Annotated in this window: 20 protein-coding genes and 1 pseudogene; 13 read left to right on the top strand and 8 right to left on the bottom strand. The window is 46.3% G+C overall.

What is annotated here, in order from left to right; genetic code table 11:
* Nucleotides 1–19 precede the first annotated feature (19 nt).
* Entirely contained in the window at nt 20–1072 is a 1053-nt protein-coding gene (locus ACHWTJ_RS12880; protein WP_394679810.1) for a TcaA second domain-containing protein, read from the bottom strand.
* 126 nt (nt 1073–1198) lie between these two features.
* Between ACHWTJ_RS12880 and ACHWTJ_RS12885 the strand changes: the two are divergent.
* The 4 genes and pseudogenes from ACHWTJ_RS12885 to ACHWTJ_RS12900 all read left to right on the top strand — a co-directional run.
* Nucleotides 1199–1627 (top strand): annotated as a pseudogene (locus ACHWTJ_RS12885) (HIT family protein); the annotation flags it as partial.
* Nucleotides 1628–1741: 114 nt separating this feature from the next.
* Entirely contained in the window at nt 1742–2083 is a 342-nt protein-coding gene (locus ACHWTJ_RS12890; protein ID WP_023467345.1) for a hypothetical protein, read from the top strand.
* Between the two features lie 83 nt (nt 2084–2166).
* Nucleotides 2167–2736, top strand: coding sequence for an HTH-type transcriptional regulator Hpr (locus tag ACHWTJ_RS12895; RefSeq protein WP_035409411.1), 570 nt, complete (start codon nt 2167–2169; stop codon nt 2734–2736).
* 258 nt (nt 2737–2994) lie between these two features.
* Nucleotides 2995–3909 carry a peptidylprolyl isomerase gene (locus ACHWTJ_RS12900; RefSeq protein WP_294743268.1) on the top strand — a complete coding sequence of 305 codons (915 nt, stop codon included), beginning with the start codon at nt 2995–2997 and terminating at the stop codon, nt 3907–3909.
* Between the two features lie 57 nt (nt 3910–3966).
* Here the strand turns inward: ACHWTJ_RS12900 and namA are convergent, their stop codons facing one another.
* Together namA and ACHWTJ_RS12910 are read right to left on the bottom strand one after the other, a co-directional pair.
* Nucleotides 3967–4998 (bottom strand): NADPH dehydrogenase NamA, encoded by a 1032-nt coding sequence (namA, locus tag ACHWTJ_RS12905; protein WP_394679811.1) that lies wholly within the window; start codon nt 4996–4998, stop codon nt 3967–3969.
* Between the two features lie 13 nt (nt 4999–5011).
* A complete protein-coding gene (locus ACHWTJ_RS12910) occupies nt 5012–5932 on the bottom strand; it encodes an HD domain-containing protein (protein ID WP_029340932.1) in 921 nt (306 codons plus the stop codon).
* A 104-nt stretch (nt 5933–6036) separates the two neighbouring features.
* On the opposite strand from ACHWTJ_RS12910, the gene ACHWTJ_RS12915 reads away from it, so the two are divergent.
* From ACHWTJ_RS12915 to ACHWTJ_RS12925, 3 genes are all read left to right on the top strand, one after another.
* Nucleotides 6037–6942, top strand: coding sequence for a magnesium transporter CorA family protein (locus tag ACHWTJ_RS12915; protein WP_294744513.1), 906 nt, complete (start codon nt 6037–6039; stop codon nt 6940–6942).
* A gap of 63 nt (nt 6943–7005) precedes the next feature.
* Entirely contained in the window at nt 7006–8085 is a 1080-nt protein-coding gene (gene dinB / locus ACHWTJ_RS12920) for a DNA polymerase IV (protein WP_394679812.1), read from the top strand.
* Between the two features lie 58 nt (nt 8086–8143).
* Complete coding sequence (locus tag ACHWTJ_RS12925; protein ID WP_394679813.1) at nt 8144–8356, top strand: YhzD family protein; 213 nt, start codon at nt 8144–8146, stop codon at nt 8354–8356.
* 55 nt (nt 8357–8411) lie between these two features.
* Here ACHWTJ_RS12925 and ACHWTJ_RS12930 read toward each other — a convergent pair whose 3' ends face one another.
* Together ACHWTJ_RS12930 and ACHWTJ_RS12935 are read right to left on the bottom strand one after the other, a co-directional pair.
* Entirely contained in the window at nt 8412–8786 is a 375-nt protein-coding gene (locus tag ACHWTJ_RS12930; protein ID WP_023467337.1) for a YlbF family regulator, read from the bottom strand.
* 20 nt (nt 8787–8806) lie between these two features.
* Nucleotides 8807–9943 carry a DUF445 domain-containing protein gene (locus ACHWTJ_RS12935; RefSeq protein ID WP_394679814.1) on the bottom strand — a complete coding sequence of 379 codons (1137 nt, stop codon included), beginning with the start codon at nt 9941–9943 and terminating at the stop codon, nt 8807–8809.
* Nucleotides 9944–10017: 74 nt separating this feature from the next.
* On the opposite strand from ACHWTJ_RS12935, the gene ACHWTJ_RS12940 reads away from it, so the two are divergent.
* From ACHWTJ_RS12940 to ACHWTJ_RS12960, 5 genes are all read left to right on the top strand, one after another.
* Nucleotides 10018–10851: a PucR family transcriptional regulator gene (locus tag ACHWTJ_RS12940; protein WP_394679815.1), complete on the top strand. Its 834-nt coding sequence runs from the start codon at nt 10018–10020 to the stop codon at nt 10849–10851.
* 118 nt (nt 10852–10969) lie between these two features.
* A complete protein-coding gene (locus ACHWTJ_RS12945) occupies nt 10970–12076 on the top strand; it encodes an ABC transporter ATP-binding protein (protein WP_035409428.1) in 1107 nt (368 codons plus the stop codon).
* 163 nt (nt 12077–12239) lie between these two features.
* On the top strand, nt 12240–13007 hold the full coding sequence (locus ACHWTJ_RS12950) for a transporter substrate-binding domain-containing protein (RefSeq protein ID WP_214856772.1): 768 nt from the start codon (nt 12240–12242) through the stop codon (nt 13005–13007).
* Nucleotides 13004–13654 (top strand): amino acid ABC transporter permease, encoded by a 651-nt coding sequence (locus tag ACHWTJ_RS12955; protein ID WP_294743285.1) that lies wholly within the window; start codon nt 13004–13006, stop codon nt 13652–13654. Before ACHWTJ_RS12950 ends, ACHWTJ_RS12955 begins: the two co-directional genes overlap by 4 nt.
* Before the next feature lie 141 nt (nt 13655–13795).
* Entirely contained in the window at nt 13796–13984 is a 189-nt protein-coding gene (locus ACHWTJ_RS12960) for a hypothetical protein (RefSeq protein WP_023467331.1), read from the top strand.
* 177 nt (nt 13985–14161) lie between these two features.
* On the opposite strand, the gene ACHWTJ_RS12965 is transcribed toward ACHWTJ_RS12960, so the two are convergent.
* Both ACHWTJ_RS12965 and ACHWTJ_RS12970 read right to left on the bottom strand, forming a co-directional pair.
* Nucleotides 14162–15058 (bottom strand): aldo/keto reductase family oxidoreductase, encoded by an 897-nt coding sequence (locus tag ACHWTJ_RS12965; protein WP_394679816.1) that lies wholly within the window; start codon nt 15056–15058, stop codon nt 14162–14164.
* Between the two features lie 138 nt (nt 15059–15196).
* On the bottom strand, nt 15197–16933 hold the full coding sequence (locus ACHWTJ_RS12970) for a phospho-sugar mutase (protein ID WP_058265033.1): 1737 nt from the start codon (nt 16931–16933) through the stop codon (nt 15197–15199).
* A 92-nt stretch (nt 16934–17025) separates the two neighbouring features.
* On the opposite strand from ACHWTJ_RS12970, the gene ACHWTJ_RS12975 reads away from it, so the two are divergent.
* Nucleotides 17026–17844 (top strand): sulfurtransferase, encoded by an 819-nt coding sequence (locus tag ACHWTJ_RS12975; protein WP_394679817.1) that lies wholly within the window; start codon nt 17026–17028, stop codon nt 17842–17844.
* Nucleotides 17845–17885: 41 nt separating this feature from the next.
* Here ACHWTJ_RS12975 and ACHWTJ_RS12980 read toward each other — a convergent pair whose 3' ends face one another.
* Nucleotides 17886–20309, bottom strand: coding sequence for a glycogen/starch/alpha-glucan phosphorylase (locus ACHWTJ_RS12980; RefSeq protein ID WP_394679818.1), 2424 nt, complete (start codon nt 20307–20309; stop codon nt 17886–17888).
* Nucleotides 20310–20337: the final 28 nt, after the last annotated feature.

Here is a 20337-nt window from a genome sequence, read left to right on the forward strand (position 1 = left end):
CCGAGGATTTTTGTATGCGTTAGTCTTTTAATTGTAACCACATGCCATCCTCTCGCTCGACGACCCGCTTTTCCGTCCGTAAATTCAACCATTCGAACACACCTTCGAGAAAACTAGACGGATACTCCCAAACCGTACCAACTTGCTCGCGCTTCTTTCGTTCTGGTTTTCCAGCGATAGCTTCGAGTTCATCCGGTGTCTTATTCAACCGGATTAATAATTCATCAACTTGATTCGATCTATAGGTCACTTCATACCCGTCATACCGCGCTCGGTTCGCAACTGTCGAATCAGGGGTTCCGAACGTATTCTCGAATGCATCACGCGATTTCCCGAGATAACCAGTCATCGTATCGATACTTTTTCCAGTCCGGGCTTTCACTTCCGTTTCAAGCAATGTTTTAATATCGACTGCATATTCGTTCGATACGGTCGTATTGAACTGATCGGCTATTTTAAAATCAACTGTTATGTTTGGTTCATCACCAAGCTGTACTGTTTTTGAGTCCCGAACGGTCTGTCCTGATTGATCGGCGCTCACCTGAACATCATATTCTCCTGGAGAACGCTTGATTTCTAGTGATGTTCCGTCCACCGTTCCAATGACTTCTCCATCTAATGATACTTCTGTTTTGGGTACATCACTTGAAACGATCAATCGTTGTGGATTCACATCAAGAGAGTACCGGTCATACCAAAGCCATCCATCCTCTTTTCGTAACGTAAACAGATGCGTCTTTACTTGTTTACCAGAGTCTTGATCCTGTTTAACTTGTGCGATGACCCGGTCCGTTCGTTCTGACTCAGCCGTCAACCAAGTAATGAGTCTTGTCGCCTCACTCATCGGTAGTGGCTTATCGTTCATCGTGACGAGTTGTTGAAATCCACGCTGATCCTTTTCCTTTAACAAGGTAGCAAGACGCTCGTCTGTTTTCTCCATTTTCGCCGCTTCTTGCAGGTTACGCCCAAACCAAAAGGCAACGAATAAGAAAAGACCGACGACGATAACGCTACCGACGAGCAGACGCCGTTTTCGTTTTTTTTGTGCCGTCAAGGCTACTCGTGATGCCATGCAGTTCGCTCCTTCCCTTCAGTAGCTGTATGTTTCTAAGTGTATCGGGTTCAATTTGACTGTCAATCGTGCGGAAGTCGGAAACTTTCCGTATACTAATGTTATCTTACCCAAAGGAGTGAACGTTCCATGCAAAAAGAGTCATGTATCTTCTGTAAAATTGCTCGCAAAGAAGTCCCTGGTCATATCGTATTCGAGAATGAAAACGTTCTTGCCTTTCTCGACTTGTCACAAGTGACGAAAGGACATACGCTCGTCATTCCAAAACAGCATGCCGATAACATGTATGATCTCTCTCCTGAACAGGCACAGAACGTGTTTGCGACGATTCCGCAAATCAGTCGTGCGCTTCAACAAGAGACAGGTGCAGCCGGTATGAACCTCTTATCAAACACTGGAAAAGTAGCGGGTCAATCAGTCTCGCACTTCCATTTACATCTCATTCCTCGTCACGATAAACAAGACGGATTCGGCGCGAAGTGGGAAGTCCATAACGACGACTACACGGCAGAAGAATTGGCTGAACTCGCAAATTCAATCGCTTCGCATATCTAAGTCCGCTCTTTTTCTTCTATTCTTAGAAAAATATTGCCGAAATAGGTTTCTTTCACTCAATTTTCGGTAAAATAATATGAAACAAATATTTTAATATTAAGAAGGAGGTTCATTATGTCGAAGCGTCCCGCCCGTAACTGGGTCGCTTTTGGTGCTACGCTAACACTTGTGACTTTTTACGGTCTGAAGGCGCTTCGCCAAGGTACGAAAAGCGACTCTTCGAACGGTCATCAACGTCGAAATTCTTATTCTACAATCGTAACGAATGTGCAGGATTTGACCCAGGAGGGCAAGAACTTAGTAGAGACAGCAAAAGCGTCTGGTATGCACTTCAAGGAAGAAGTCATGCAGAGCGTCTCGGAATACCAAACGGAAGTCCAAGCATCGCTCACGAAGATCCAGTCTCTCGCTGATGAAGCGAAACAGGAAGCAGACCAGCTTTCTCCACAAAAGTAAGATCCGTTGCTTCGATTTGTTTTTGTATAGTTTGCATTTTGCGCGTTTGAGCCATTGTCACCTTTCGAAAGGATGAGTCAGATATGGAACACGAAAAGTTATATCCTGGACAAGAGGCTTTGTTGTATAGCCACAAGATTGTCCAGTTAAGCAAAGCACTATGGAAAACGGTAGAAAAAGATTGGCAAAATTGGATCAAGCCTTTTGATCTGAACATCAATGAACATCATATCTTGTGGATTTCACACGCGCTAGGTGGTGCCTCGATTTCTGAAATCGCAAAGTATGGTGTCATGCACGTCTCAACGGCATTCAACTTCTCGAAGAAGCTAGAAGACCGTGGACTGTTGACGTTCTCGAAAAAGGAAACCGATAAACGAAATACCTACGTCCAGTTGACACCGGCAGGCGAATCGCTTCTACTCGAGACGATCCAAGCATTCCGTCCCGAAGAAAACGGCGTCTTCCGTGCATCACTTCCTCTTCAAGAACTGTACGGGAAGTTTCCGGAATTGACCGATATTTCTGCGATCGTACGTCGTTTGTACGGGGACAGCTTCATGGATATCTTTGCCGAGACTTCGAAGATGATCACCGAAGAAGCAGATCGCCGTCCACAAGATCCAGTCATGGACTCAATCAAAAAAGCATAATCTTATCAAAAGCGTTTTAGCCTCCAGCTAGAATGCTTTTTTAGGTCTTATCTCCTCATGACAGGGACATTACTACTATGTCTCAAGAGCGTTATTTCCCTCACAATTTCCCATAAAAATTATCCTCAACCGGCTACTTGGATGTGATAGCATGGAAAAGAGCAAGTATCTCTTGTCATGACAAGATACAGCTGTCAACTAGACGAGAATATGATATGATAAAACGGTTGAAATAAATGGTAAATTAGGGGTGTATGTATGAAAAAGAAATTGTTAGGTGCAGCAGCAGTCGCAAGTGTATTTACATTAGCAGCATGTGGGTCAAATGACGAAGCCGTCATCAATTACAAAGGTGGCGAAGTGAACAAGGCTGATGTTCAAGAAGAAGCCTATGAAAAAGCAGGTGCTCAAATCGCCTTCCAGCAAACGATGAACAAATTGCTTGAAAAGAAATACGGCAAGGAAGTCACGGACAAAGAAGTCGAGGCAGAAGTCAAGAAAACAAAAGATCAGTTCCCGGATAAAGAGCAGTTCAGTACAACTCTGAAATCTGCTGGAATCAAGAATGAAAAAGAATTCGAAAAAGTACTTCGCACACAAATGCTCTTAACAGAAGCAAAATCTGCGAAATCTAAAGTAACCGATAAAGAGATTCAAGAGCGCTTTGATCAAGAGAAAGTCGAAGTCAAAGCAAGCCATATCCTCGTTGCGAAAGAGTCAGAAGCAAAAGACATCAAAAAGCAATTGGATGAAGGCGCGGACTTCGCGAAACTCGCTAAATCAAAATCTACTGATACAGGCAGCGGTGCAAAAGGTGGAGACCTCGGTTACTTCACAAAAGGTAAGATGGTTAAGGAATTCGAAGATTACGCGTTCAAGGATGGCGTTGAAGGTAAAATCTCCGATCCAATCAAAACACAGTTCGGCTACCACATTATTAAAGTAGTCGATCGTAAAGAGAAGAAAAACTTCACGCTCGATAAAGAAAAAGCACGCATTAAAAAAGCACTTGCTGAAGAAAAAGCAGCACAAGTCAACCCGAACGATATTTACCGTTCACTCATGAAAGAATACGATGTCAAAATCGAAAACAAAGACTTCAAAGATGCTTTCGATCTAGACAAACAAGAACAACAACAAATGCAACAACAAATGATGCAACAACAGCAGTAATCAAAAAGGAAGCCTTCGCGGCTTCCTTTTTTGTGTCGTTTTTCGTAAAGCAAAAGGTTAGCGAATCGTCCGGATCGGCGCTCGTTCATATTGTTTCGGTAAGGCGACCGTATCTCCAAGTTCGGCTGCCGCATGATAGACCCAGTACGGTTGGCGAAGTAGTTCACGTGCGAGCAGGACGATATCTGCTCGACCGTTACGGACGATTTCTTCTGCATGGGCAGCTGTCGTGATCAATCCTACCGCTCCCGTGGCAATACCTGTCTCTCGTTTCAACTCTTCCGCATAGCTCACTTGATAGCCCGGATACACTTCCGGTACGGCATTAGCGACGACAGCACCTGAACTACAGTCGAGTAAATCGATGTTACGTGCAGCTAGTTCTTTCGCGAGCGGAATATAATCCGTTGCCGTCATTCCACCTGTTGCGTGATCCGCTGCTGAAATCCGGACCCAAATCGACAGCTTCGAGACTTCCTGAATCCCATCAATGATCTCTAGCAAAAAGCGCATCCGATTTTCCGTCGATCCGCCGTACTGGTCTTCTCGAATATTGGATAACGGAGAGAGGAACGTATTCAATAAATAACCATGTGCGCCATGGATTTCAATGAAGTCATACCCTGCTCGTTCCGCTCGTAATGCTGCATCTATGAACTGTTGTTTGATTGTCGCGATTTCCTCAAGTGTCAATGCACGTGGATGCGTATACGTATCATCAAAAGGTAAAGCGCTCGGTGCGACGGGTGGTTCTGCTGTCGTGCTTTTGCGCCCAGCATGGGCCAGTTGAATGCCTGCTTTTGCACCCGCTGCTTTGACTTGCTCTGCGATCCGTTGTAGTCCTTCGATGTGTGCATCTGACCAGATTCCAAGGTCACCTGCTGAAATGCGACCGTCTGGCGTGACGGCACTCGCTTCTAAGATGACACCACCGACACCACCCATTGCACGGGTTGCATAGTGCGTGACATGCCAATCCGTAACGAGTCCATCTTCGTTTGCACTGTACATACACATCGGCGCCATGATGACCCGATTGCGGAATGTCAACGTTCCGAGTTGAACCGTATCAAACAACTTCGTCTTCATCTTTTTTTCCCCCTTATAGCTTCGGACGGTAAAAAGCACGATTATCTAGTGCAAATGATCGTTCCGAGAACTGTCCTGGCTCGACATATTCAAGGAGACGATCCATCATCGTCATCCGTGCATCAAGGTTATCGATCAAGAACAAGACTTCCGCTTCACGCATCTGTGGTGCAACGGCAGATCCCCATTCCGGTCGTCCGTGATGACTTAAGACGAGATGTTGCAAGACAGTCAGTACTTCTGCGTCAATTTGTAATTCTGCTCCGACTTTTTCGAGTTCCGCTACCATCATCGTAATATGACCGACGAGTTTACCAGGCAACGTATATTCCGGTGCAACCGGATCGGATAACTCCTTGATTTTCGCATAATCGTGTAGAATGATGCCACTGATTAGCACGTCGCGATTTAAGGTCGGATAGAGTTGAGCGATTTGATCCGCTAGACGCAACATCGAAAGGACGTGGTACGACAGCCCCGAGTAAAAAGCATGGTGATTTTTGACCGCTGCTGGATGCGTGAAGTAGGCGTCAAATCGTGAAGTAATCAAATGTTTAACAAGCTTTTTCATATCACTGTTCTGAATCGATTCTACGAACGCGAGTACTTCCGTCTCGATCTGTTCTCGCGGAATCGGTGCGGATTGGACATAGTCCTCGACATTCGTCTCCTCTAGGACCGTGATTTGTTTGAGTTTTAGTTGTGTCCGCCCTCGATAGTCCATGACTTCTCCGGCAGCATGAACGATTGACTTCGGCGCATATTTTTCAAGATCACTCGTATCCCACATCTTCGTCTCGATTTCGCCTGTCTTATCCGTCAAGATGAGCGTCAAGTATGGTTTCCCATTTGCTGCAATTCCTTTGACCGCTTGTTTGATCATCGCTCGTTGATCGAGCGTTTCTCCAACTGCTAATTTACCGATTCCTTTCATACTTGAAACACGTCCTTTATCTGTAAAATAGGTGTCTTTTTTATATTCCATTGACTACACTTAAGGCATATACTATTTCATTCTACTATATGGGAGTCATGAACATGGAACTGGAACCTCAATTTAATTGGTCCCGCTATCTCGATTTAGCTGACTATGAACAAACCTTTCCGACGGCTGCCGTCGACCAATCCGAAATGGACTGGGTCACACAGCTGCGATCGAAAGACATGAACTTCACCCGCTCGGAAAAAGGGGTTCTCTATGGTGCTGTCGTCACCTGGCAAAATCCTGTCGATAAAAGTGATCGTCGCTCGATTTGCTTTTACGTAACGAAAGAAAAACTGATCACGATTGGATTGTCCGATTCAATCGTGTCCTTGGTCTCTCCCTATTCTCCCGCGTATCCATTCGCGACCTTTTATACGATTCTTGCTTTACAGCTGAACACGTATTTCGCTGGTATCGATCAGTTTGAGACGGAACTGTTTTCGAGACAAGATGAACTACGTGGCAGCATCAATGAAGATTCGCTCGATAGCATCTTTGCGTTGCGCGATACGATCGAGAACTGGTCCGATTTAATCGTTCCATTTCAAGAGCTCGTCATGGCTGGTGAAGAGTCATTTCTCGACGAGGACGCGTACCTCGAGGATCTCTCATTAAAACTAGCTACAAAACGTGTCCGCCGTCTGTTGATGCTCATTGAACATTATCAAAAAGACATTGAGGTCCTGCTCGACTTATCAACGACCGTCTCGAACTTCCGTGGAAACGAGATCATGAAGGCATTAACGATCTTTACTGCCGTCGCGACACCGACGATGGCTCTCGGTGCAATTTGGGGGATGAACTTTAAAATCATGCCGGAGTTAGAGTGGAAATACGGTTACGCCCTATCCCTTGGTCTAATCTTTCTCTCAACCGGTGGCATCTTCTACTGGATGCGCTGGCGTGGATGGTTAGGCGCTCTTGTTCGGATGCCAAAGAATAGTCGACCAAAAAAATAGATATCAGAACATAAGTTCGTTATACTAATTATATCATATCTACTGAAAGGAGACGCTTGTCCGATGGAACGTAAAATCATTCATATTGATATGGACGCCTTTTACGCTTCCGTCGAGCAACGCGATCGTCCTCGATTAAAAGGTGTTCCTGTCGTCGTCGGTGGACCGCCTCATGCACGCGGTGTCGTAGCGACCTGTTCCTATGAAGCACGGAAATACGGCATTCATAGCGCGATGCCGTCACGACGCGCCTTCCAGCTTTGCCCTCGTGCCGTCTTCATTCGTCCCCGCTTTGACGTCTACCGGGCTGTCAGTGCACAAATCATGGAACTTTTTCGAGAAGTGACACCGCTCGTCGAGCCTCTCTCACTGGATGAGGCATATCTTGACGTCACGGAAAATTATTTCGATCAAAAAAGTGCAACCTATATCGCGCAATATATCCTACAGCAAATTAGAGAACGGACAGGTCTGACAGCCTCTGCCGGTGTTTCAAACTCTAAGCTCGTCGCGAAGGTCGCTTCCGGATATGAGAAGCCGAACGGAATGACGGTCGTCCCACCAGAAGACGTCCTCAGTTTCTTATCTCCATTAAAAATTGGAGACTTACACGGCGTAGGAAAAGTCACGGAACAAGCGTTACGAAAACAAGGAATTGAAACCGTCGCAGATGTCCAAGCAATGCCTGTCGAACAATTACGAGCATTACTCGGACGCGATCGAGGAACGGAACTGCATGCAATGGCGCATGGCATCGATGAACGTCCCGTTCGCCCGGAACGCGAGCGAAAATCGATCGGTTCTGAGACGACCTTCGAAGAAGATACGGAGGATATCGATACGATATTCGAGACGTTGATTCGAGAATCAAAATCCGTCATTGCGAGTCTTCAAAAAAAAGAACTCGTCTGCCGAACGATCACGATCAAGTGGAAGACCGATACATTCCAGTCACGTTCGAAACGGCATACATTTTCAGAAGAGACGGCGGACGAAGAACGATTACTTGAGGAAACAACGAAACTGTTCAATGGCATCACCTTCGACGGACCGATCCGCTTGATTGGTATGACGGTCAGTCACCTGACTACTCCTCCCGCTGCGCGACAGCTGACATGGCAAGACTTAGACTTGCGCTTGTAAAATGAATGGTTATTCACTATACTAAATACAAGACCGATCAGACAAGGGAGGAACAAGTATGCAGTATACGATTACAGTCTTTTCAGATCGTGGTGAAACGTTACTCGATGACGTCTTCGAAGCAGAGTCGGATGGACAGGCACGAGAAGAAGGGATTCGACGCCTCAATGAGAGTGGTTATGCCCATCAAGCAGCTCGCGTCACACGTTCAGGCCGTTTGATTCATTTCGAGCGCGCCTACTTGCCACGGATCGTCCCTGCTTCATCTTGAGCGAAACATGAAAAAGGAAGACGCGCCAGCTGGCACGTCTTCCTTTTTTGATGACTTATTGGACGTCGTCTTGTTGCTCCATCATTGGCGCATAGAGCTCTTCTAACGGCTTCATGATGATTTGTGTGACTTCCGTCAACATCGTGTGCATCCGTTGCTCTTCTTGCATCAGCTGACTGATCAATGGGTTGTTTTGGACTTCAAGCATCTTTGTTTGGGCAGATGCCATATCGTCTGGTGTGATTTCTTCACCCTGCATCTGTTTTTGTTGTAATTCGAGTTGGATGTTACGGAACGATGCGAACAATTCGTTTGATTCCGGATCTGCGTTAACTTGCGTATACAAATCTTTTAATGTCGTGTACTCCGAAGTTTCGCGCAATGCGCGCTCCAGTGTGTACGCGTGATCGTATAAGTTTGTTTCTGCCATGAGTAAAACCTCCAATTTGTTTAGACGAGATAAAGCCCCGCCTGTATCAATCCAATTAAACCACCTAACAACCCTCCAAGCCAAGTGATAGCCCGGAATTCCCGCTTGGAAATCGATAAGACGATTTCCTCGAGATACGCAGTGTCCAGCAAATCAACCTCTTCTCGAACGATCGTTTCGAGATCGAGCGTCTGAAGAATCTGTCCGATTTGATTCGTCGTCCGTTCGAATAGATGATCGATGACGACAGGGACATGTTGCTCGAGTAATTGTGACTCGAGGGGATTCAACCAGACGCGTAATGGTGTAGCAAGCATCGATTCAATCGGTAAACGTGCCATGATCTGTTCTTTAACAGTCTGTCGAATCCGTGACTCCGTCTCTTCCGTCATATAAGACGACAGTGGACGATCCAGCCCCTTTTGCCATTCCTGACGTAATAAGGCAAGGATGAACTGAGACGTCGACTCTGATTGAAGTACCCGTTTCAGCTCCGGCTGAATCATATCAACAACGTTGACGTTCGCGAGCAACATCCCGAACATACCGCCTCCGAGACGCTGCTGGATGAAGCGAGCAACAGTCTCCTCGAGTTGTAGACGTCCTTCTGGTCCATCAAAATATTCCTCTGCTTGGTGCAATACAGATGTGACGAGTCTTGGCATGACCTCTTCGATTTTTTGTTCTCCGGCTTCCCCGATCAATTCGCGCACGGACTGCTCACGCCATTTACCCATGAGGAGCGAAAATTCCTGCTCCAAGTGATAACTGATTTTTCCTTGGATCCGTTGTTTTGGTTCGTCGATGAAGCGACTAATCCACGCTTCCGTCGTCTCTTCCGAGCGTGTCCATTTCATGACTTCTTGTTCGACGAGTCGCGTGACGGCTCCACGAACAGCTGGTGATGCGAGACGTTTCCCGATCCCTTCTGGCGTCAAAAGATGCTTGACGACCGTCCGCCCGAGATTCGCTGCTAGTTCATCTCGCCGTTTAGGAATCAGACCCGGCGTAAAGGGTACACGAAATTTTCCGATGTATTTCGGTTCAAGTGGTCGAAATAACATCCGAATCGCTAGATGATTCGTGACTGCGCCAATCAGGGCCCCAATGACGATGATTCCGACAAGTTTCAATACGAGTAAAAACGTATCTGACATAAGTTATCATTCCTTCCGATTTTCGACTTATGGTAAAGTCGAGATAGTTATGTACGATTTAGGAGTGATGCCGTGTGTTACGACAACTGATGACTGTATTCAATGACCAGCTTACGACCGATCCGAATGTTTATTGCCAGGAACAGTATAGCGTATATCGCCTTGAAGATGGACTCTGTTTTGGAATCAAGGCGACTGCCATCTCTGACCGCGAACAACAACTGCTCGATGTATTCGCTGAACGTATCATCACGACGTCGCGGTCTGATATCGATCTATGGCGAGAGCGTCTCCAATCCGCTCATGCCCTGGAAGATCAGTCGTTCCGACTTGTCCATTTTTTGTTCAATCCAACCGATGAACGGACAAGTGAAGAAATTCAACAATTGCTCTCCTCTTTCTTTTCGCAGACGAGCATCCTTATTCCTTTTAGCACACACCGCTTCACGGTCGTTGAACGCGAAGAGTTTGTCATCGAGTCCGAACTATCCGATTTATTTTTAGCATTACAATCTGATTTTGTACTCGACGGTAAGGTATTGCTTGGTCAACAGCGTGCTACCGGTGACATTGCCATTCAGTTCCAACTCGAACAGGCAGCGCTTGCTTTTGTTCCTTCGATGCACATCGAACGTTTCTTGCCTGCCATGATCCGTCTTGCAAGTCTAGATGACCGATATCGTGCAACACTTGTTGATCAGTTCATTCGTTCCCTCGAGCCAGAGTCTCGTGAGACGATCCTCGCTTTTTGCCGAGCTAACTTAAATGTCTCTCTAACAGCAAAACATCTATTCTTACATCGGAATAGTCTCCAGTATCGACTCGACCGGTTGACGGAACAGACGGAAATCGATGTCCGGTCATTTGAAGGGGCTACTTTCCTTTATACCTTGCTGCTTGTAGCATGATGCCTAATTGAAAACGTTTGCATTTAGTCAGGTTGTCCATAGGCAGACTACCTGACTTCTTTTATACTATTTCTTGTAAGCGTTATTATTTCATCATTTACATTAGGGGGAACTACACATGGCTGAAATTCGTCTTGAACATATCGATAAAATCTACTCAGGTGATGCAAAAGCGGTTGATGACTTCAACCTTCACATTAAAGATAAAGAATTCATCGTCTTCGTCGGACCATCTGGTTGCGGGAAATCAACGACACTACGGATGATCGCTGGACTCGAAGAAATCTCAGGCGGTGATTTCATCATCGACGGTAAACGCATGAACGATGTAGCGCCAAAAGATCGCGACATCGCGATGGTCTTCCAAAACTACGCGTTATATCCACACATGAACGTCTTCGATAACATGGCGTTCGGATTAAAGCTTCGGAAGTTCCCGAAAGATGAAATCAAGCAACGCGTTGATAATGCAGCTCGCATCCTCGGTCTTGAAGAGTATCTCGAGCGGAAACCAAAAGCACTCTCTGGTGGTCAGCGCCAACGGGTAGCGATTGGTCGCGCCATCGTTCGTGATGCTAAAGTCTTCTTGATGGATGAGCCGCTCTCGAACTTGGATGCTAAATTACGTGTACAAATGCGTAAGGAAATCATTCAGTTACACAAACGTCTTGAGACGACAACGATTTACGTCACGCACGATCAGACGGAAGCGATGACGCTTGCGACACGGATTGTCATCATGAAAGCCGGAATCATTCAACAAGTCGGTACGCCGAAGGAAGTCTATGATCACCCGGATAACATGTTCGTCGCTGGATTCATCGGTTCACCATCGATGAACTTCTTGACAGGTAAACTGGCAGAAGACGGTCTCTTCCATGTTTCAGGAACAGAAGAGAAGTTCGAAGTACCAGAAGGAAAAATGAAAGTTCTCCGCGACCGCGGTTACACGAATAAAGATCTCGTCCTCGGAATTCGCCCAGAAGACATTCATGCGGAATTGATCTACCAAGACACTAAAACAGCGCACCGTTTCCCAGCGCATATCGAAGTATCCGAATTGATGGGTGCAGAGTCTTACCTGTACTCAAAAGTCGGACAACAAGCATTCACGGCACGTGTCGATTCACGTTCACACGTCGAGATGGGATCACAGCTCGATCTCTTCTTCGATATGACAAAAGCACACTTCTTCGATGCTTCCACCGAAGCAACTATTCGTTAATCACATCATCGATCAGTAATGATGTTTCAGACTGTCCATTTAAGGGCAGTCTTTTTTATTGACAGACGTTCCTGTAACTTTGTATGATACTGCTTGTAGCTTAAAATTAATCCTATTCGAAAACTAGGAATTGAAATCATTCATTTATAAAGGAGAGAGCGCTATGAAACACGGTTTGAAATTAGCTGTAGCAGCATTATCGACAGCGGGGGTGCTTGCAGCATGCGGCGCTTCGAACGACAACGCAGGTTCTGGTAAAGAGTCAAAAGTCATTACAGTCGGTACAGAAGCAACGTACCCACCTTTCACGTATAAAGAAAAAGGAAAATTGATGGGATATGACGTAGACGTCATGAACGAAGTCGCAAAACGTGCCGGCTATAAAGTCGATTATAAAGCGATGGACTTCAAAGGACTCATCCCAGCACTCGATTCAAAACGAATCGATGTCATCGCGAACCAAATGGGAATCACGCCTGAGCGTCAAGAAAAGTACGCTTTCTCTGATGCCTATACGGTCTCTGGTTCAACGATCATCGTCAACAATAAAACGAACGACATCAAAACACTCGACGACTTAAAAGGAAAAACAGTTGGTTCGACACAAGGTTCACTTTATGCGAAAACGGCTGAAGAAGCTGGCGCTAAAGTAAAATACTACAAAGGTGCGAACCAAGTCTTGAAAGATCTTGAAGCAGGTCGTGTTGATGCAGCCATGAACGATCGTCTCTTCGTTTTGACGGAGTTGAAAAAAGCTGGCTATAAAGTCAAAGCGGTCGGTGAGACGTTCGACAAGAACGAATCTGGTTTCATGATGGCGAAAAACAGCAAGTATACAAAAGACTTCAATAAAGCACTCGCTGAGATGCAAGAAGACGGCACTCTTGCAAAAATCGGTAAGAAGTACTTCAACGAGGATATCAGTAAGTGAGTGAATTACTGACGATCGTCCGGGATAACTCGGACGTCTACGCAAAGGCGATTGGCACGACCCTTCTAGCAAGTGGTCTCGCCATCGTCTTTGCGCTTATTCTTGGATTGATTCTTGCCGTCATGCGTGATAGCCGCGTTGCCGTCTTTAGCGGTTTTGCACGTTTATACGTCTCGTTCTTCCGCGGAACGCCACTCTTGTTGCAGATCTTGATTCTTTATAATGGTCTCGTCACGCTTCAATTGACTGGATTTCAAGCCCTTGCCTTTGGTTTGTCGCTTCACTTTTCCGCATATATCTCGGAATCGTTCCGCGCTGCCATTTCCTCTGTCGATCGTGGACAATGGGAAGCGGCTGACTCGCTCGGCATTCCACGTCGCAAGACATTCAAGGACGTCATCCTGCCGCAAGCATTATCACGAGCGATTCCACCACTTTCAAACTCTGTCATTGATATCATCAAGTCGACATCGCTCGGTACGATCGTTGCTGTTGAGGAATTGACATATGTCTCTGACCAGATTTCAGCGACGACGTATCTCGTCATGCCGTTGTTACTATTCTCAGCTGCAATTTACTGGATCATGTCAACACTCATTCAAAGCCTACAACATCGTTTAGAAGCACGTTTCAGCATTCCAGAATGAATTTTCCACACTTGGAACCGTCAGGATTTCAAGTGTGTTTTTTTAGATTTTTTTAGGTTTAGCACTAGGCAATCCGGGAATAATCAAGTATACTAATAAAAATCAGAATTATCTGACAACTTATAAAGGAGCGTGGCCGAGATGAAACAAGTAATTGAAGCTTTCCGTAGACAAGATGCAGAGCAGCGAATTCCAGTGCTACGTCTCGAAATCGATTATGAGCTCAGTACGCTCTTCGATGCGATTCAAGCCAATGACCAAGCTGCCATGTCAGCAAGCAAAGATCGTTTAGATAAATACCGTCAGGAGATGCTTCGCTTAGAAGCTTAACCTCATAGATCCCCCATCTCTCCTCCCCCTTGAGATGGGGCTTTTTTCGTTTATTGTTTATTTTTATTCGTAAATGAAAGAGAGGATCGCCTCCAGATGATATATCGGAAACGACCCTCACACTTTATTATATGAATGGCACACGTACAGATCTATTCGTTTCTATCTCAAAATCAATTAATCGACGTCACGACCACGTGATGCCTTCAAAATCTCAAACCATTGCTCGCGTGTCAACGACAATTTCGTCGAACGAACAGCAGATTCGATGCGTTCAATCTTACCCGAACCAACGATTGGCATGATACGTGCTGGATGTTTGAGCAACCATGCATATGCGACTTCGTCGATTTCTTCAGTTCCGATCGTCTCTGCGATCTCCGCTAATTTTTCGCGTAACGGTGCGTATTGCTCATCCTTGAAGAGGCGACCGCCCGCAAGTGGACTCCATGCCATCAACGGCATCTCATTTTCATGACAGAGATCAACGGATCCATCCTCGAAATGTTTCAGTTCCGAAACCGACAACTCGAGTTGGTTCGTCACGAGCATGAATGGTAAGCGCGACTGAATGAGACTTTGTTGCGCAGGTGTATGGTTCGAGAGACCGAATGTCCGTACCTTTCCTGCGTCCTTCAACTCTACGAACGCTTCAGCAATCTCGTTCGGGTCCATCAACGGATCTGGACGGTGAATCAACAGCGTATCCACGTACTCGACACCGAGTTCTTGAAGAGAACGGTTCACTTGTTTGATGATATGCTCTTTCGTCGTATCGTAGAATGACAACGACTGATCCGAGAAATGATTCCCTTTCATCTTGATACCCGTCTTCGTGACAATCTCCATCCGGTCACGTAATTCCGGTTTTAAAGCAAGCGCTTCTCCGAATAAACGTTCATTCGTGTAGTCGCCATAGATATCTGCGTGATCAAATGTTGTAATTCCTAAAGCAAGACACGCTTCGATCAATTCAAGTCGCTCTTCTTTCGTCATCTCCCATTCATTCAATCGCCATAAGCCATGAATAATGCGTGAGAATGATAAATCTTCTGTTAGTTGAATCCGTTCCATCTGTCTTCCAACTCCTCTATCGTATAAACTCTATCTCGTTTACTGTACCTCAATATGGTACCGGTTGCACGGATTTCACTTTTTAATGCTCCGAGACAAAAAACAGGACCCCGTCGATGACGTGATCCTGTATGGAACTTATTGTATTTGTTCGACTTCTTGCATGACTTCGTCTTCGATCTGCTGACGTTTCCGTGTCGTCTCAGCAGCATCTGGTGACGTGACGCTGAAGTAGAATTTGATTTTTGGTTCCGTGCCCGATGGACGAAGGCAGAACCATGATCCATCGCTGAGCGTAAACTTCAGTACGTTGGATTTTGGCAGATTGATCGGTGAAGGTTGATGTGTCTTCAAATCGTGGGCGATGCTCGCATCATAGTCCTCGAATAAGACGACCTGTTCTCCCGCCACTTGTTTTGGCGGATTCTCACGGAACGTATCCATGATACGACCGATCTGTGCCACGCCATCCTTCCCTTTGAGCGTTAGAGAGCGGAGTGACTCTTCGAAGTACCCGAACTGCTCGTAAATCGCCTGTAATGCCTCATAGAGCGTCCGTCCTTCTTTCTTATGGTACGCAGCCATCTCAGCAGCTAACAAGCACGCTTGGACGGCATCCTTGTCTCGGCAGAAGTCACCGATGAGGTAACCATAGCTCTCCTCATATCCGAAGAGATACTCATATTGACCCGATGCGTTGTATTGTTTGATTTTTTCCCCGATGAACTTAAAGCCTGTCAATGTGTTCTCGACATGGAGATCATAGTGACGCGCAATCAATGCACCTAGTTCTGACGTAACGATCGTCTTCGCGACGAATCCGTTCGCTGGCAGTGTTCCTTGCGCTGCTTTTTGTGAAAGGATGTAGTCGAGCAATAACGCTCCCGTCTGATTCCCTGTCAGGACTGTCCATTCTCCGTCTGCATCACGTGTTGCGACTCCGACACGGTCAGCATCGGGATCCGTTGCAATCAAGATGTCGGCATCTGTCCGGTCACCATATTCGATCGCCAGTTTAAAGGCAGCATGTTCTTCCGGGTTCGGCGACGTCACGGTCGGGAATGCGCCGTCTGGCTCCGCTTGCTCCTTGACGACTGTCACGTGTTCGAAACCGTAACGCTTCAAGCCTTCTGTTACCGGCACAAGACCTGTTCCGTGAAGTGGTGTGAAGACGATTTTAAGTGGATCCGCTAATTCCGATTGAATCGAAGGTAAGACACGAATCGTTTGTAATTTTTCTTGATACGCTTCGTCGAGCTCTTCTCCGACACGGACGATCAATCCATTTGCACGAAGGACTTCTTCTTGCTCCAGTTCAATCGATAGCTCATCTTCGATTTGACTGACGTACGAAACGAGTTCATCTGCTTCTTTTGGTGGAAGTTGTCCACCGTCATCCCCATATACTTTGTAGCCATTGTACTCTGGTGGGTTGTGACTCGCCGTGATGACGATCCCGCCCGCCGCTTGTAAAGAGCGAACCGCAAACGAAAGTTCCGGTGTCGGACGTAGACCGTCGAACAGATACGCTTTGATGCCGTTACTTGCGAGCGTCCGTGCTGCTTCAAGTGCAAATTCTGGTGAGAAATGGCGTGAATCGTGTGCGATGACGATTCCTTTTGCTGCCGCTTCTTCCCCCGATGCCTTAATGAATGCCGCGAACCCTTGTGATGCTTTTCGGACCGTATATACGTTCATCCGGTTCGTTCCGACACCGATTTCCCCGCGCATACCACCTGTTCCGAATTCGAGTTCTTTATAGAATGCTTCTTCGGCTGCTTTTTCATCCGTTGCTAACGTGACTAACTCTTCTTTTAATGTACTGTCTAAATCAGCGAACTGATTCCATTTTTGATAGGTTTCTTTCCATGACATGGTAAATCGACTCCTTTTTGAATGAGGGTAAGACTTGCGATGAAGCGATACCTTTCATATGATTAACACTAGAAAGGGTAAGGTGATGAGGCATGTTTCCTACGATTCAAATGGCAGATCTTCAACAGCTCGTCCGAACGGATCAGATTCGCTGGTTTGACTGCCGATATGACTTGCAACAACCTGAATATGGACGAAATGCTTTCTTGGAACAACACGTCGAAGGTGCACAGCACCTGGATTTAACGACTGACCTTTCCGGTCCCATCGATGAGGTCGGTGGTCGGCATCCGCTTCCTTCAAAAGAAGCGTGGCAACACACACTGGAACAGCATGGTGTGACACCGGAAGACTTCGTCGTCTTGTATGACGATGGTTTTCCGTATGCCGCTCGTGCCTGGTGGTTATTTAAATGGATTGGGCATGAACGTGTCGTCGTCCTTGAGGGTGGATTCTCCTCTTACCTAGCATTCGATCTTCCGGTCACGGACGACGTTCCTACTTATGAACCGTCTCAGTACGCGCCTCGTTTTCAAGATGAGATGCTCGTCTCGTTCGAAGAGCTAAAGCATCAGCTGACAGAAACGATGATCATCGATTCCCGTGCACCCGATCGATACCGTGGAGAAATCGAACCACTCGATCACGTCGCCGGTCACATTCCAGGTGCCGTGAATTGTTTCTTTGAAAACGCACTCTCACCAGATGGTCGCTTACGGGACGCGGAAGATTTGAAAGAACTGTACGCCGACATCCTACCGGTCACAGCCCCTATCCTCTATTGTGGAAGTGGTGTGACAGCGTGTGTCAATGTCATTGCTCTCCATTCACTCGGGAAAACCGACGTCCGGCTTTACGCCGGCTCTTATAGTGATTGGGTCAGCCGTGGTGAAGATGTCTCCCGTTCGTAAGCATCAGACACTGACAGAAACATCTGTCAGTGTCTTTTTGGTTAGAGTTGAATCGGTTTGATGTTCCAAATCGCATTCGCATACTCTTTAATCGTGCGGTCACTTGAGAACACACCTGACCGTGCAATATTCAGAATAACGCGTTTATACCATTCTTCTGGTTGCTGATACATCCGATCGATTCGTTCCTGCGCTTGTTGATAGGATAAGAAATCTTTTAAAATTAAATATTCATCATTATACGTCAATAATGAATCGTAAATCGCTTGGAATTCACCTGGAGCAAATAATGTTCCATCGACGAGACTATCGATGATCCGTCGTAGCTCGGGTTGGGCAGTGTATTGATCGTATGCACTGTAACCACCGTACTGCTTGTAATTCATGACTTCCTGTGGTGTTAAGCCGAAAATGAAAATGTTCGCATCCCCGACTTCGTCTCGAATTTCGATGTTCGCTCCGTCGAGCGTTCCGATCGTCAAGGCACCATTCATCATGAACTTCATGTTGCCGGTTCCAGAGGCTTCATAACTTGCGGTCGAAATCTGTTCACTGACATCACTTGCCGGGAAGATTTTCTCAGCAAGCGATACACGATAGTTTTCTAGGAAGACGACTTTCAAGTATGGACTGACGTCTGGATCCTGATTGATCAAGCGAGCTAACGCATTGATATAACGAATGACTTCTTTTGCATAATGATAGCCTGGCGCAGCCTTTGCACCAAAGATGAACGTCCGCGGTGTCATCGTAAAGGAACGGTCTTCTTTCAGACGATAGTAGAGCGAATGAATGTGTAACGCATTTAAGAGTTGGCGTTTGTACGCATGCAATCGCTTGACTTGAACGTCAAAAATCGAGGTCGGGTCCACGACGATCCCGGTTTCTTTTTCAATGAGCAACGCTAATTCTTCTTTACGCTGAAGTTTAATCTCGGCGATGTCCTTCTGTAATGCTGCATCCTCAGCCCATTTCGTCAACTTTTGCAAATCGGACGGATGCTGAATCCAACTATCCCCGATTGCCTCTGTCACACGATTTGCTAGTGCTGGATTTGATGAAAGGAACCAGCGACGATGTGTAATCCCGTTTGTCTTATTATTAAAGCGAAGCGGAAACATCTCATAAAATAAGCGCATCTCGCGCTGCTTCAGAATCTCCGTATGAATCTGCGCGACACCATTCGTCGAATGCGTGCCGACAACAGCCAGATTCGCCATGTTGATCCGGTCATCCGCGATGATAGCGATATCTCGCATATGCGCTTCCATGTGTGGATAGTTCGCAAGCACATCCTTACAGAAGCGTCGGTTGATTTCCTCGATGATGAGATAGATACGCGGTAACAAGCGACGGAACAAATCAATCGGCCAGCGCTCAAGCGCTTCTGACAGTAACGTGTGATTCGTAAACGACATGACGCTCTTTGTGATCCGCCATGCTTCTTCCCAGCCAAATCCTTCTTCATCAACAAGAATCCGCATCAATTCCGGAATCGCGACGACCGGATGTGTATCATTGATATGGATGGCGATATGGTTGCCGAGTTGCTTCAATGAATGATTTCGCTTTTTAAAGGACGTCAAGATACTCCGTAATCCGGCAGAGACGAAGAAGTATTGTTGCTTCAGACGCAACTCTTTTCCTTCATACGTCGTATCATCCGGATACAGAAACTCTGAAATCGTCTGAATCGACTGTTTATGTGCCAGTAAATCTTTATAGTTCCCACGGTATTGGCTAAGTAATTCATCATCATCAAGTGGAGACTCAGCACTCCAGAGTCGCAGGTTATTAACGACCTTGTTTTGATAACCGACAATCGGCATATCGTACGGAACGGCACGGACGATTTCAGCCGGTTCATGATGGACACGATATCCATCGCCGACCTCTTCGAGCCAAACGTGTCCACCGAATGGAACATCGACCGCTTTATCAGAACGTCTGATTTCCCACATGTTCCCGTTTTTCAGCCAGTTATCCGGTAACTCAACTTGATAGCCATCAATGATTTTTTGCTTGAAGAGACCATATTGATACCGGATTCCATTCCCGTGTCCCGGAAGACCGAGCGCAGCTAGTGAATCGAGGAAACACGCCGCAAGACGACCGAGTCCCCCATTTCCGAGACCTGGCTCGGGCTCTTCTTCTGTCAAATCACTGAGCTGATATCCGAGTTCTTCCAGTCCACGTTCTACATCCTTTAAGACATCAAGACTCAATAGGTTATTATGCAAGAAACGTCCGAGCAAAAACTCGAGTGAAAAGTAATAGACTTGCTTACTTTTTTTATGGATATATGTTTCCTTCGTCCGTAACCAATCGGTCGTGACCGTCTCGCGTACCAGATAGGCGAGCGTTTGATAGATATCATTTTCTGTTGCTTCCGTTATGGCTTTACCATGCATCGAAACGAATCGTTCCGTAAACCTCTCCTTGAATTTCTCTTTATCTTTGAACATGACGTAACCCCTTTTCCCAGTGATACGA

It is taken from the genome of uncultured Exiguobacterium sp. (assembly GCF_964277885.1).
Taxonomy (GTDB): Bacteria; Bacillota; Bacilli; order Exiguobacteriales; family Exiguobacteriaceae; genus Exiguobacterium_A.

What these genes read in the sequence shown, in the direction of transcription:
- ACHWTJ_RS12880 (WP_394679810.1), bottom strand. Translation starts at nt 1,072, where the DNA reads ATGGCATCACGAGTAGCCTTGACGGCACAAAAAAAACGAAAACGGCGT.
- ACHWTJ_RS12890 (WP_023467345.1), top strand. Translation starts at nt 1,742, where the DNA reads ATGTCGAAGCGTCCCGCCCGTAACTGGGTCGCTTTTGGTGCTACGCTA.
- ACHWTJ_RS12895 (WP_035409411.1), top strand. Translation starts at nt 2,167, where the DNA reads ATGGAACACGAAAAGTTATATCCTGGACAAGAGGCTTTGTTGTATAGC.
- ACHWTJ_RS12900 (WP_294743268.1), top strand. Translation starts at nt 2,995, where the DNA reads ATGAAAAAGAAATTGTTAGGTGCAGCAGCAGTCGCAAGTGTATTTACA.
- namA (WP_394679811.1), bottom strand. Translation starts at nt 4,998, where the DNA reads ATGAAGACGAAGTTGTTTGATACGGTTCAACTCGGAACGTTGACATTC.
- ACHWTJ_RS12910 (WP_029340932.1), bottom strand. Translation starts at nt 5,932, where the DNA reads ATGAAAGGAATCGGTAAATTAGCAGTTGGAGAAACGCTCGATCAACGA.
- ACHWTJ_RS12915 (WP_294744513.1), top strand. Translation starts at nt 6,037, where the DNA reads ATGGAACTGGAACCTCAATTTAATTGGTCCCGCTATCTCGATTTAGCT.
- dinB (WP_394679812.1), top strand. Translation starts at nt 7,006, where the DNA reads ATGGAACGTAAAATCATTCATATTGATATGGACGCCTTTTACGCTTCC.
- ACHWTJ_RS12925 (WP_394679813.1), top strand. Translation starts at nt 8,144, where the DNA reads ATGCAGTATACGATTACAGTCTTTTCAGATCGTGGTGAAACGTTACTC.
- ACHWTJ_RS12930 (WP_023467337.1), bottom strand. Translation starts at nt 8,786, where the DNA reads ATGGCAGAAACAAACTTATACGATCACGCGTACACACTGGAGCGCGCA.
- ACHWTJ_RS12935 (WP_394679814.1), bottom strand. Translation starts at nt 9,943, where the DNA reads ATGTCAGATACGTTTTTACTCGTATTGAAACTTGTCGGAATCATCGTC.
- ACHWTJ_RS12945 (WP_035409428.1), top strand. Translation starts at nt 10,970, where the DNA reads ATGGCTGAAATTCGTCTTGAACATATCGATAAAATCTACTCAGGTGAT.
- ACHWTJ_RS12950 (WP_214856772.1), top strand. Translation starts at nt 12,240, where the DNA reads ATGAAACACGGTTTGAAATTAGCTGTAGCAGCATTATCGACAGCGGGG.
- ACHWTJ_RS12960 (WP_023467331.1), top strand. Translation starts at nt 13,796, where the DNA reads ATGAAACAAGTAATTGAAGCTTTCCGTAGACAAGATGCAGAGCAGCGA.
- ACHWTJ_RS12965 (WP_394679816.1), bottom strand. Translation starts at nt 15,058, where the DNA reads ATGGAACGGATTCAACTAACAGAAGATTTATCATTCTCACGCATTATT.
- ACHWTJ_RS12970 (WP_058265033.1), bottom strand. Translation starts at nt 16,933, where the DNA reads ATGTCATGGAAAGAAACCTATCAAAAATGGAATCAGTTCGCTGATTTA.
- ACHWTJ_RS12975 (WP_394679817.1), top strand. Translation starts at nt 17,026, where the DNA reads ATGTTTCCTACGATTCAAATGGCAGATCTTCAACAGCTCGTCCGAACG.
- ACHWTJ_RS12980 (WP_394679818.1), bottom strand. Translation starts at nt 20,309, where the DNA reads ATGTTCAAAGATAAAGAGAAATTCAAGGAGAGGTTTACGGAACGATTC.